Genomic DNA, 12,072 nt, shown 5'->3' with positions numbered 1-12,072 from the left:
AGACGCCCGAGCGCCTCATTTCGGCTCGCGCTCCCGCGCGATCAGCCAAATCTACGAATCAATGGGTTTTTCAGGGCGTGGCAGCGGGAGGCCGGTCGGGCTCACGTCCCAGGCGCAGGGCAATTTCGAAGCCGGGTCCCCCGCCGACAGGCAGTCGGGTTTCTTTGAGCCGCCCGAGCACGCAGGCGACCACTTCGGGGTCCGGGAACCGGCTCTCGCTCTGGCGGGCTGCCGTCACCCGCCCGCGGGCGTCGCGCTGCACGTGCGCTTGGATACGGCCCCAAAGTCCAGGGTCCCGTGCGAGCCCCTGCGCGTAGCAGCTCGTGAAGGCCTCGCGCTCGACCTCCAGGGCCTTCTCCAGGGCTTCGCCGTCGAGCGGGCCGGCCAGGGCAGGGTCGGCCGGCGACGGCGGGAGCGACGGCAAGGGCGCGTCTCCCGGCCAGACCTGCACGGATAGCTCGACCTGGATTCGCCGGGGCGGCGGCAGCAGCGGGAGCTCGCGGGTCTCGGCGAGCAGGCACTCGACCACCTCGGCGGAATCGAGCTTGGTCCGGAGCAGGCGCGGGCGGCCGACGCGACCGCGGGCGTCCACGGCGAAGCTGAGCACCGTTTCGCCGCCCTTCTGTTTGCCCTGCTGCTGCACCGCGCGCTCGAAGCACAGGCGGTAGGGCCAGTAGCCATGCTTTCTGGAGCGAGCCAGCAGGCTGGTCTCGCTGAGCACCACGGCGGGTTTGCCAGTGCGGCGATCGACCGGCGCGGCCTTGGGCAGCTTGCCGGACACCACCCGCGCCTCGACCTTGACCCGCGTGCCCGGGTGGTAGCTCGGTCGGTTCGAAAGGAAGTCCGGATCGGACGTTCCGCCGAGGTTCCAGCGCGCCAGGAGCTCGTCGTGGGCGCCGGCGGCGACCTCGCCCTTCGGGCGTGGCCGAGCCCAGGCCAGGTATGGGCGCTCGATCAGCAACACCGGGACAGGTCGAGCCGAGAGCTCGGCGTCACTCGCGTCGGCGGCGTCGCCGGCGAGCGCGTCGGCCGGCGACGCGTCTTCGACCGGCTCGGCGTCCGCCTGGGCGTCGGCCTTCGGTAGAGGTGCGTGCGCCGAGGCGTCGAGTCGCGGCGGCTCCGGGACGGCGCTCGAGGGCGCCGCCGAGCAGGCGTGGAGGCACATCACGCCGAGCGTACCGGCGAATAGCGCGCCGAAGCGGCGCCCGGGTGTGCTCTCGATCAGCGGATGTCCTGAAGGCACCCGAGGTCGAGCTCGATCTTGGCGTTCGGCTTCTTGGCGTCGTCGCAGGCCGTGCCGCACAAGAAGATCTTCGCCTTGTCCGGGCTGAACTGCCAACCGTTCGCCTGGTCACAGGTCGTGGACGAGTCCTGGGTCACCGCGTTGCCCGTGACCGTCACCTTGACGTCGTTGGTGTTGATCTTCTTGCCGGGCGGCGGCTTCGGCACGTTGATCTCGCACGAGAGCACGGTGCCGCTGATCTGCGCCAGCGCGGCCTGCAAGTCGGTGCTGAAATTCGCGCTCTTGGTCATGTCGAAGTGGCAGTCGCCGACGTCGGCGGGCGTGGCGTTGTGCGTGCAGGTCGAGCTCTTGGCGGTGCCGCCTTCGTAGGCGATCTGCGAGAGCAGCGCCCGGCCGTTCTCGCTACCCGGCACACCGATGACGAAGGTGCGGATGTTGAGCTGGTTGTACGCCGTGGGCACGTCCGTGGAGAGCAGCTTGCCGAGCTCGGCGGGGGCGCAGCTCTCGAAGCCGTCGGTGAGCAAGACGACGAACAGGTTGCCCGTCAGGGTGCCCGCCTTGAGCAACTCGTAGAGGTGCGCGTAGGAGAGGATGGTCGCGCCGGCGAGCGGCGTCTTGCCCTTCGGGACCACGCCGCTCAGGAAGGTCTTCAGCGCGGTGACCTGCGTCGCGTCCAGGTTGGCGATGGGCACGTCGGGCGTCTGCGTCACGTTGCAGTCGCTGGCGGGGCGCGGGAACACGACCGTGCCCGCGCTGGTGTTGCCCGCGAGTGCCAGGTCGTCGATGGCCTGCTGGAGCGCGGTCTGGGTCAGCGCCCACTTGGTCGGCTTGGTGGTGTCGATGGGCTTGGGGAAGGCCTCGCACTGCGTCGAGGGCTGGCCGTCCGACGGCAGGTTGCAGTCCATGCTGCCGCTGCGGTCGATGACCAGGAACAAGTTCGCGGGCACGAGCGTGCTCTCGACCACGGTCGTGGCGCAGGCGTCGCCGGAGGAGCCGCCGGCGCCACCCCCGCCGCCGATGGCGAGGCCTCCAGTGCCGCCGCCGCCGCCGCCGAACGCCAGACCACCGCTGCCGGAGCCGCTGCCGCCGCCGGTCCCGCTGCCGTTGGCGGAGCCGCCGCCTCCGGCCGTGCCGCCGCCTCCGTCGTCGGAGCCGCAGCCTCCGAACCAGAGGGCCAAGGCCATGGAAGCGACGAGCGCGTGCTTGGAAAGGTGGCGGAGGTGCACTTCAGGGCTCCTTGTGGAGGCGGGTGGGCTCACGAAAGCGTAACACGCTTTTCGGAACGGTTGCTCGGAAGGCCGTCCCGGGCGAAAGTCCGAGGCCGCTTCGAGGAGGAGAGTGTGGGATGACCGACGCCACGACCGAAGGTGGGTTCGAGCACGTCCAGGGCTTCGTGCCCGGCGAGATTTCGGGGGCGCTGGGCCTCGGGCCCCTCGAGCAGCAGTACGAAGAGCTGTTCGCCGAGGTGCTGGCGGACGGCATCATCACCGCCGAAGAGCGCCAGCGCCTGGAGAAGGCTGCGGACAACATGGGCCTCGACCGCGGGCGCCTGTTGCGCCTGGAGCAGGCCATCATGGCGGCCTACGAGACCCACCACAAGGTGCGGGTCGTCGAGCACTACGAGGAGCCCGCGCCCTCGCTCGCCCCGATCAAGGTCGAGGCCGCCGGCGACGCGGGACGCGCGCTCCTGCTGAAGCGCATCGAGCAGCTCGAGGGGCGGGTCCGCGAGCTCGAAGACGAGCTGCGCCGCGCGCAGGCTGCCATCAACGTGGAGGTCGATCTGACGGATCTCGAGACGTCGGTTGAGGACGCGAGTGAGGACCCCGAAGACGCCTGGCGCCGAGTGCGCCGCGATCCGCTGAACGGCCCGGCGATTCGCCAGCTCTATCGCATCTACGGGGCGCGCAGCGAGCTCGACAAGCAGTGGTGCGCCGCCCAAGCGCTGGTCGCGACCGGGCAGGCCAACGACACCGAGCGCCAGCTCTTCGAGAAGCACCGCTCCCAGACCCTGATCGCGCCGCGGGCCGGCGTCGCGCCGCAGACCTGGTACGAGTGCGTCTTCCACCCCGAGGAGGAGGTGCTGACCGGACAAATCTTCGGCGTGATCGCGCCCGCCGTGTTGCTCGGACGCGTCACGGCCCTGCGCCGCGAGGGCAAGCTTCCGATGCCCAAGCCCGAGCTCAAGCAGGACCCTGCGAAGGCCACGGTGACGGCGGTCCGTGCGCTGCCGTGGGGTGCTGCGATTCTGAGCTTGCCGGTGCCGTCCATCTACTTGGAGAAAGATCGCGACGCCGGCTACGAGCACATCCCCGGCGTGCCTCCTTCGACGTTCATCGGCAAGCGCGTGCTCAGCGGTCGCACGCAGCTCGAACACGCGTTCTTGGTCGGGCGTCACCTCTCCGGATACCGACAGGAGCACTTCGTGCGCACGCTGTTCTCCGCGGTTCCGGATCTGGAAGATCTGTTCCTGGCAGCGCTCACCATCGGCAACCCGGGTCTGCCCATCGCCGAGGACATGAAGAGGCGCGTGGCTCCCATCGCCGCAGCGATCGAGCCGGTGCTGGAGGCGCAGCACAAGGACGCTTTGCGCGGGTTCTTCCTGCGTTTCGTCGAGGAGGGCGGGCGCACCAACCTGCAGCGCTGGTCGAGCGCCGCCGAGAAGACGTCGGCGCGCGCGGGGCTCGCGCTCTGCAACGACCTGCCCACGGCCTGCGGCCTGCTCGAGGCCGAGGAAGGGAAGCTCGGCGAGCTTCAGCGCGACCTGGTCGCCTTCGTCACGAGCGATCGCTACTTCCAGCTGCGGCGTCGGCTGGGGATAGCAGTCGATCTGAGCTGAGCGCTCGGCGAGGCACTCCGGGCAAGAGGTTCGGGTCGCTGTCGAGGATGCGCCACACCAGGCGCGTCGCGGCGGCGACCCCCACCGGCAACAGCAACACGCCGAAGCACGGGATCCAGAACAGGATCGCGAACGCGAGACCGAAGCCCAGCGCTGCGGCCTTGTAGGCGAGCACCATCCCTAGGCGGTCGCGCATGCGCACGCCGCGCAGCGTGAGCGGGTAGTCGAAGAGGTTCCACGAGAGCGAGAGCGCCGAGACCAAGAGCTTCAGCGGCACCGTCACGAACACCGCCGGAGCGAACAGGAGCTCGGCTACCCAGAGCAGGGCGAGGATGGGGACCGCGAAGAGCGCCGCGAAGGCCTGCGCGCGCGCGCCGCACCAGATCTCCACGAGGAAGCCGAGCGGGGCGCGGTCGGGTGCCCCGAGCTCCCGCTCGGCGAGCCCGACGATGTGCTCCAGCGCGGGGCTGGAGAGGGGCGGCGTCAGCGCGAGCGCGACGAGCAGGCCGAGGATGGCGCCCAGCACGGAGCCGAGCCAGGTGAGCGCGCTGGCCGCCGCCTTGCCGTACCAGCTGGTGGCTGCGCCGAGCCAGCCGTCGACCAGTGCGTTCACGCCGCTGATCGCTGCCCAGCCCAGGCCGAGCGCCAGCACCACCAGCACCAGGGCCGGCACCCACGCGAAGGGCCAGCTCTTCGGGGTTCGGACCAGGAACGCGGCGCCGGCGAAGATGGACGAAAACCCCGCTCGAAAGCCGGGGCGCTCGGGGCTCGGGGCAGCTTGCACCGAAGCCGACTCTAACCACCCCGCGGCCCTCTGCCTGCAAAAACTCCGGACTCGGTGCCGGCGCGGGCTCGCGCTATGGTGGGTCGATCATGGCCAAGGACCTGTTCGGAATCGTGGGTACCGCCATCGCGGGCACCTACGAGGTCGAAGCAGTCGTGGCCGAAGGCGGCTTCGCCATCGTCTATCGGGCGCACCACGCCGGCTTCGGCGCCAAGGTCGCGCTCAAGTGCCTCAAGCTGTCCCGTAAGGTCGGGCCGGAGCGGCAGGCGGAGTTCCTCGCACAGTTCAAGGCGGAGGCCGCGCTCCTGTTCCAGCTCTCGTCGAGCATCCCGACCGTGGTGCGTCCGCTGCACATCGACGCCATCACCACCAAGGACGGCACCTTCGTTCCCTACATGGTGCTCGAGTGGCTCGAAGGGGAGACGCTCGCGGCCATCATCCACCACCGCGCCGCCGACCAAATGCCCCCGCCGCCGCTGAAGAAGCTGGTGCGGCTGCTCGGGCCGGTGGCGCAGGCGTTGGCGCGCGCGCACGACTTCACCGCGGCAGACGGGACGGCGGTGTCGATCGTGCACCAGGACGTGAAGCCCGAGAACATCTTCGTGGCCAACGTCGCCGGAGAGCAAGTGGTGAAGATCCTGGATTTCGGCGTCGCCAAGGCCCAGAGCGTCGCGAGCCAGGTCGCCGGCTCGAGCGGCGCCGAGCGCAGCGGCGTGCACTCGTTCACTCCGGCCTACGCGGCGCCCGAGCAGTGGGCTCCGGACAAATACGGCGAGACCGGCCCGTGGACGGACGTCTGGGGTCTGGCGCTGACGCTGGTGGAGGCCATGGCGGGACGGCTGATCATCGACGGCGACGTGGCGACGATGATGAACATCGCCCTCGACCCGGTCGCGCGCCCCACGCCGCTCGAGAACGGAGTCGAGGTGTCGCCCGAGGTCGAGGCGGTGTTCGAGCGCGCGCTGGCGTTGAGCCCCAAAAACCGCCAGGCGGACGTCGGGCAGTTCTGGGACGAGCTCTTGATCGCGCTCGGCATGAAAGAGGGCCACCGCGACGCGCGGCGCGAGGCTGGCGCGCAGCTGCGCGAAGAACGCGTCGAGGTCCCGAAGGCGAAGGCTCCGTCGCAGCCGAAGGCCGGCGCGGCGCTGGCGCGCGTCAAGCTCAAGCAGGCAGCGGCGCCGAAGGCCCCGCTGGCCTTGCCGAAGCATCGCCTGACCATCGACGACCCCTTCGAGCTCGACGATCCGCCGTCGCCTTTCGGCGGCCTTCCGGTCGCGGCCCCGGCCCCGCCGCGCCGAGAGCGGCCGGCGCCGAAGCCCTCGCTCGAGCTCAAGCTCCCATCCGAGCCTCCCGGCCCCGGGCTCGAGGCGGCGATCCCCTCGGTCCCGCCACCGGCGGCGCCGTCGAGCCTCGAGGCTGCGATCCCGTCGATGATGCCCGGCGCGCCCGCAGTCCCGCCGCGGGCGCCGGCGCCAGTTCCCGCGGCCCCTCCGAGTCACGACTTCGAGCTGGAGGTGCCGGTCGCTCCTCGCGCGCCCGCACATCGCCCCGATCCGGTCCTCAATCGCAACGCGCTCGACGTGGACGCCGCCGTGCCGTCCGATCGGCCGGCTCCGAGCGAGCTCGAGGCCTCCCTGCGCCCCGGGCCCGCGGCGCCCGCGATGTACGGCGCGGAGCTCGAGCTCGGTGGGGCACCCGCGCTGAAAGTCGATCTGCGTTCCGAGCTTCCGCCCCGACCCGGCGCGATGTCGCCTCGGGCGCCGCCGGCTCGGCCCGCGCCGGTTCGCGCGGCGCGCGACCTCGACCTCGCGCCCGCAGCGCCGAAGCGTCGGGTGAACCTGCTCGCGATTGGCAGCGGGATGATAGTCGCGGCCATCGGCATCGGACTCGGCGATCGCGCGTTGCGCAACGAGGATGGCTCGTCGGCGCTGGCGCTCGGGCCGGTGAGCCCCATGGTGGTGGCTGGGCTGCTGTTTGCGTTGGGCGTCGGGCTGCTCATTTACCAATTCCTGCCCCACGATGATCGCTGATCTCCGCAGCAATTCGCGTAGTGCCTCCGGTCCGCTCGGCAGCGCTGGGCAAAGGAGGCTGGCCAGCGCCCCAAATTTGCTACTCTGCCAAGGGCTGGTGGGGCGATCTCCGGCCCGCTGCGCGAGGGACAATGGCTGAGGACGTCTTCGGAATCTTGGGCACCGTAGTCGCCGGTGCCTACAAGATCGAAGCGGTGGTGGCGGAAGGGGGCTTCGGCGTGGTGTATCGCGCCTACCACTCCGGGTTCCGCGCGCCGGTCGCGGTCAAGTGCCTGAAGGTCCCGCAGCAGCTCTCGAGCGAGCAGGAGGCGCAGTTTCTGGAGCAGTTCCGCGCCGAGGCCGAGCTGCTGTTCCGGCTGAGCGCGAGCATCCCGACCGTCGTCCGCCCCCTGCACGTCGACGCCATCACGCTCCCGGACGGTCGGTTCGTGCCCTTCATGGCCCTGGAGTGGCTCGAAGGGGAGACGCTGGACGCCATCGCCCAGCGCCGCAAGGCGGAGGGGCTGCCGCCCATTCCGCTGAAGAAGCTCGTGCGGATGCTCACCCCGGTGGCCCGGGCGCTGGAGCGCGCGCACAACTTTCAAGGAATGAACGGGCCGATCTCCATCGTTCACCGGGATCTCAAGCCCGAGAACATCTTCGTCGCCAACGTGGCCGGTGAAGAGCTGATGAAGATCCTCGACTTCGGCATCGGCAAGGCCAAGAGCATGGCCAGCCAGGTCGCCGGCAGAGCCAGCCAGTCCGAGAGCGCCTTCAGCTCGTTCACGCCCGCCTACGGCGCGCCCGAGCAGTGGGTCCCCAAGCGCTTCGGCCAAACGGGACCGTGGACCGACGTCTGGGGTCTGGCGCTGACCATGGTCGAGGTCATGGCCGGCAGGGCCATCATCGACGGCGACCACGCCGGGATGATGGGGACTGCGCTCGACCCGAATCGACGGCCCACGCCGCGGAACGAAGGGCTCGACGTGCCCGAGGCGGTCGAAGCCGTGTTTCGGCGTGCGCTCGCCGTGGATCCGCGCGAGCGCCACGCCGACGCCGGCGCCTTCTGGAACGAGCTCACGGCCGCCCTTGGGATGCGGCAAGAAGGGCGCGATCCCAACGCGTCTTCCCGCGACTCTCGGGCCGACGGCGGCGTGATCCCACGCGTGGAGACGATCGAAGCGGCAGCCGGCCCGCGGGCTCGGGTGGCCAGCGGCGCGCGAAAAGTGAGCGCGGCGACCCTCCCAGCGCAGTCCGCTGTCGCGGCGGGCGTGTACCCCGATCTCATGCCGTCCTCCGAGCCGCCGATGAGCGGGCCGATGGCGGTGCCGGATCTCGAGCTCGGCCACATCCCCGACTTGCCCCAGTCCGGGTCGAATCGGCCGAAGGTCGCCAAGAAGTCCGAGCGACCTCCCGCCTACGCACGGGCGCTCGATTTCGACGACTCACCGTCTCAGGTCAGCACTCTCGGGCTCGAGGTCGATCTGCCGGAAGGCGAGCGGCCGTCACTCAGGGTGCCCGGGCCCGCCGGCGCGGGCAGCCGTCCCGACTGGCCCGCGGTCACCGGTAGCCGTCCGGATTGGCCGATCCCCGACAGCCAGGGCACTCACGACGTCGAGGCTCGGCGACGCGTCAGCTCCGCAGCCATGCCCGCGGTGACAGCGCCCGCGCGTCCTTCGAGCGGCGCCTACCCCGCGCAGCCGGGCAGTCTCCCGCCAGCGAGCGCGTCTCAGAGCATCCGTCCCGTCTCCGGTTTGCCGGCCGCGACCGCGAGCGTGCGTCCCGGGGCGAGCGGCCCGGGCTACCCGCTGCCGAACCTGCCGCCGTTGCCCGGTTTCCAGGAACCAGAGCCGTCGCTCCTGCGCCGTGTGCTCCCGGGCGCGGTCCTGGTGTTCATGAGCATCCTCGTGACCCTCGGGGACCAGTGGTACGCGGCGTCCTCCGGCGAGGTCTTCAGCTTGGGCCCGGTGCGGGCGACCTGGATCGCGGGCCTGGCGATGCTGGGGGGCGTGGTGTGGATCGCGATCCGGCTGATCCCCAGCAATCGTTCGTGATGTGCCGGCGCTTGGCGCCTGCCGCCCGCGTGAGCTAGTCTCCACCCCGAGAGAGGGGAGCAGAGTGGCACAGGCAGGCATCCAGCCGGTCGCGGCTGTCGAGCACAACCGGCGCATCCTGATCTGCGATGACGAAGCGCGGCTCGCCGAGCTGACCGCGGGCCTGTTGCGCCACTTCGGGTTCGTGGCCGAGGCCGTTGCGGACGGGGAGCGCGCCATCGCGATCGCAAGCGGCGAGCCCGGCTTCGACCTGCTGATCTTGGATCTGACTCTCCCCGGCGTGAGCTCGGCGGAGGTGATCCGGCGGATCCGCGGGCGGAGGACCCGTGTCGTGCTCACCAGCGGCTACTCCCGAGAAGACGTTCCTCCTGCGCTGCTTCGTGAGCCGAACGTCGTCGCCTACCTGGCCAAGCCGTATCCCGTGGAGCGGCTGGTGGAGACGGTGCGCGAAGCGCTCGCGGACTGATTCTCCGAGTCCACAATTGCGACCGCTGGTCGCCTCCGGTATTGCCGGTGCGCATGGCCAAGAAGCAGCGAGCGAAGCGGGGGGCGCCGCGCCGCGCCGAGAGCAGGAGCCCGGGTGAGGCGGACCTGGTTTCCGACCTCGCACGCCAAGGCATCACGCGCGCCAAGATTGGCGGCTTCGATCTGGACGGGGTGCTGCGCGGGAAATACGTCTCGCTCGACAAGCTGAAGTCGGCCCTGAGCAAGGGCTTCGGGTTCTGTGACGTCATCTTCGGTTGGGACGTGGCCGACGCCCTGTACGACAACGCGCGCGTCACCGGCTGGCACACGGGTTACCCCGACGCTCACGCCGTTCTCGACCCGAGCACGCTCCGGGTCGTGCCGTGGGAGCCGGGAGTCGTCGCGTTGCTCTGCGATTTCAGGGACGCCGAGGGCGGCCCCCATCCCGCCTGCCCGCGCTCGCTGCTCAAACGCGTGATCGCGCGCGCGGAGCGGCTGGGGTTCACCGCGAAGTTCGGCGCCGAGTTCGAGTTCTACTTCTTCCAGGAGACGCGCGACACGCTCCACGCGAAGGGCTTCCAAAAGCTGACGCCCCTGGACCCCGGCATGTTCGGCTACAGCTGGGTGCGCGCGGGGCAGGACTCCGAGCTCATGCGCGACCTGATGGAGGGCCTCGCGGCCTTCGACGTCGAGATCGAGGGACTGCACACCGAGACCGGCCCAGGGGTGTACGAGGCGGCGATTCGCTACGATGACGCGCTCCGGGCCGCGGACAAGGCGGCGCTGTTCAAGACCGCGGTGAAGCAGATCGCCCACCGGCACGGCATCAGCGTCACCTTCATGGCGAAGTGGAACGCGGCGCTGCCCGGGTCGAGCGGGCACCTGCACCAGACGCTGTGGAAGAACGGCAAGAACGCCTTCTTCGACGCCCGCGCGTCGCGAAACATCTCGGCGACCATGCGCCAGTACATCGCCGGGCAGATGGCGCTGATGCGCGAGCTCACGGCGCTCTACTCGCCGACCGTCAACAGCTACAAGCGCTACGTGCCCGGCGTCTGGGCGCCGCTCACGCCCAGCTGGGCAGCCGACAACCGGACCTCGGCCATCCGACTCATCGATCTCGGCAACGAGACCTCGCAGCGCATCGAGTACCGGCAGACGGCCGCGGACATCAACCCCCACGTGGCGATGGCCGCCTGCCTCGGCGCGGGCCTTTGGGGAATCGAGAAGGGGCTGGCGCTGCCTCCCGAGTCGACCGGGGACGCGAGCGCCGCGGGAGAGCGCCTGCCGGCGACGCTCGCCGAGGCGACCGAGCTCCTCGGCAAGAGCAAGGCCGCCCGCGCGCTGTTCGGCGCCGAGTTCGTCGACCATTACGCGCGCACCCGCGACTGGGAAGTGCGCTGTTTCGAGCGAGCCGTCACCGATTGGGAGCTCGCGCGCTATTTCGAGGTGATTTGATGACGACCATTTGGAGCTTTCCGACGAAGATCGTGTTCGGTGCCGGCGAGGCCGGCCGCGTGGGCGAGGAGGCGAAGCTCGCGGGCATGACCCGTCCCTTGCTCGTCACGGACGCGGCCGTTGCCGCCGCCGGCCTCTCCGCCGGGCTGGAGCGGGCCCTCGCTGCGGCGGGCCTCGCGGTGGCCGTCTTCTCCGGCGTTGAGCCGAATCCCACGGAGGCGAACGTCGAGGCCGGTGCCAAGGCCTACGCCGACCATCGCGCCGACGGCATCGTCGCCATCGGCGGCGGTTCGCCGCTCGACTGCGCCAAGCTGATCGCGGTGCGCGCGCGGACCAGCCGACCTTGGGAGGAGCTGGACGACGCCATCGACGGTGGCGTGAACATCCCGCGCGACGTGCCGCCGGTGATCGCGCTGCCGACCACCGCCGGCACCGGCAGCGAGGTGGGACGCTCCGGCGTGCTCACGGTCGCCTCGAGCAACAGGAAGACGGTGATCTTCGCGCCCCAGCTCCTGCCTCGCTGCGCCATTTTGGACCCCGAGCTGACGCGCCGGCTTCCGGCAAAGGTGACCGCCGCCACCGGCTTCGACGCGCTCACCCACTGCGTCGAGGCCTACTTGGCCCTGGGCGACCACCCCATGGCGGATGCGATCGCCTTGGCCGGCGTGGATCTGGTGACGAAGAACATCGAGACCGCGGTGACGAACGGTGACGATCTGGACGCGCGCGGCGGCATGATGAAGGCGGCCATGATGGGCGCGGTGTCGTTCCAGAAGGGGCTCGGGGCGTGCCATTCGCTGGCGCACCCGCTGTCGAGCGAGCTCGGCATGCACCACGGCCTGGCCAACGCGCTGTGCCTGCCGGCGGTGCTGCGCTTCAACGAGGAAGCAGCGCTCGAACGCGTGCTCCATCTGTCGCTGCTCCTGGGCGGCGAGGCCGAGCTCGGTGGAGCTGCCGCCGCAGTGCGCGCGCTCCGAGCGCGCATCGGGCTGCCGAACGGTCTGGCGGCGGAAGGCGTGAAGCCGGAGGTGCTGGGACGCCTGGCGGACAAGGCTTTCGAGGACGCCTGCCACCGCTCGAACCCGCGCCCGTGCACGCGCAGCGATCTGCTCGCGCTCTACCAAGCGTCGATGTGAGCGCCACAAACTTTTCCATTCGGCGTCGAGTGTGCGAGCACCGAGCGGGCAGGAAAGGGGGCGTGCCGCTCGGCGCGCCAGCACACC

Annotated in this window: 9 protein-coding genes; 6 read left to right on the top strand and 3 right to left on the bottom strand. The window is 70.5% G+C overall.

Annotated elements, in window-relative coordinates; genetic code table 11:
• Positions 1 to 70: 70 nt before the first annotated feature.
• Together HS104_12435 and HS104_12430 are read right to left on the bottom strand one after the other, a co-directional pair.
• Positions 71 to 1,243: an AgmX/PglI C-terminal domain-containing protein gene (locus HS104_12435; GenBank protein ID MBE7480775.1), complete on the bottom strand. Its 1,173-nt coding sequence runs from the start codon at positions 1,241 to 1,243 to the stop codon at positions 71 to 73.
• Positions 1,222 to 2,469: a VWA domain-containing protein gene (locus HS104_12430; GenBank protein MBE7480774.1), complete on the bottom strand. Its 1,248-nt coding sequence runs from the start codon at positions 2,467 to 2,469 to the stop codon at positions 1,222 to 1,224. The genes HS104_12435 and HS104_12430 overlap by 22 nt, the downstream gene beginning before the upstream one ends.
• Positions 2,470 to 2,588: 119 nt before the next feature.
• Between HS104_12430 and HS104_12425 the strand changes: the two genes are divergently transcribed.
• Complete coding sequence (locus HS104_12425; protein ID MBE7480773.1) at positions 2,589 to 4,079, top strand: hypothetical protein; 1,491 nt, start codon at positions 2,589 to 2,591, stop codon at positions 4,077 to 4,079.
• Here HS104_12425 and HS104_12420 read toward each other — a convergent pair.
• A complete protein-coding gene (locus HS104_12420) occupies positions 4,018 to 4,863 on the bottom strand; it encodes an EI24 domain-containing protein (GenBank protein ID MBE7480772.1) in 846 nt (281 codons plus the stop codon). The two genes, HS104_12425 and HS104_12420, sit on opposite strands and share 62 nt — an antisense overlap.
• Positions 4,864 to 4,952: 89 nt before the next feature.
• On the opposite strand from HS104_12420, the gene HS104_12415 reads away from it, so the two are divergent.
• The 5 genes from HS104_12415 (at position 4,953) to HS104_12395 (ending at position 11,985) form a co-directional block, all read left to right on the top strand.
• A complete protein-coding gene (locus HS104_12415) occupies positions 4,953 to 6,893 on the top strand; it encodes a serine/threonine protein kinase (GenBank protein MBE7480771.1) in 1,941 nt (646 codons plus the stop codon).
• 131 nt (positions 6,894 to 7,024) lie between these two features.
• The gene (locus tag HS104_12410; protein ID MBE7480770.1) at positions 7,025 to 8,926 is read left to right on the top strand and encodes a protein kinase; all 1,902 of its coding nucleotides are present in this window, start codon (positions 7,025 to 7,027) and stop codon (positions 8,924 to 8,926) included.
• Positions 8,927 to 8,990: 64 nt separating this feature from the next.
• Positions 8,991 to 9,392, top strand: a complete 402-nt coding sequence (locus tag HS104_12405) for a response regulator transcription factor (GenBank protein MBE7480769.1) — start codon at positions 8,991 to 8,993, stop codon at positions 9,390 to 9,392.
• A gap of 53 nt (positions 9,393 to 9,445) precedes the next feature.
• Positions 9,446 to 10,849 (top strand): glutamine synthetase, encoded by a 1,404-nt coding sequence (locus HS104_12400; GenBank protein ID MBE7480768.1) that lies wholly within the window; start codon positions 9,446 to 9,448, stop codon positions 10,847 to 10,849.
• Positions 10,849 to 11,985, top strand: coding sequence for an iron-containing alcohol dehydrogenase (locus HS104_12395; GenBank protein ID MBE7480767.1), 1,137 nt, complete (start codon positions 10,849 to 10,851; stop codon positions 11,983 to 11,985). Before HS104_12400 ends, HS104_12395 begins: the two co-directional genes overlap by 1 nt.
• Positions 11,986 to 12,072 lie beyond the last annotated feature (87 nt).

This window comes from Polyangiaceae bacterium (assembly GCA_015075635.1).
Classification (GTDB): domain Bacteria; phylum Myxococcota_A; class Polyangia; order Polyangiales; family Polyangiaceae; genus JADJKB01.
Note: the sequence above shows the minus strand (reverse complement) of the source record. Positions and strands in the feature narration are given on the sequence as shown.

Excerpts from the sequence above, each read along its gene's own strand:
- HS104_12425 (MBE7480773.1), top strand. The coding sequence starts at position 2,589 with ATGACCGACGCCACGACCGAAGGTGGGTTCGAGCACGTCCAGGGCTTC.
- HS104_12415 (MBE7480771.1), top strand. The coding sequence starts at position 4,953 with ATGGCCAAGGACCTGTTCGGAATCGTGGGTACCGCCATCGCGGGCACC.
- HS104_12410 (MBE7480770.1), top strand. The coding sequence starts at position 7,025 with ATGGCTGAGGACGTCTTCGGAATCTTGGGCACCGTAGTCGCCGGTGCC.
- HS104_12400 (MBE7480768.1), top strand. The coding sequence starts at position 9,446 with ATGGCCAAGAAGCAGCGAGCGAAGCGGGGGGCGCCGCGCCGCGCCGAG.
- HS104_12395 (MBE7480767.1), top strand. The coding sequence starts at position 10,849 with ATGACGACCATTTGGAGCTTTCCGACGAAGATCGTGTTCGGTGCCGGC.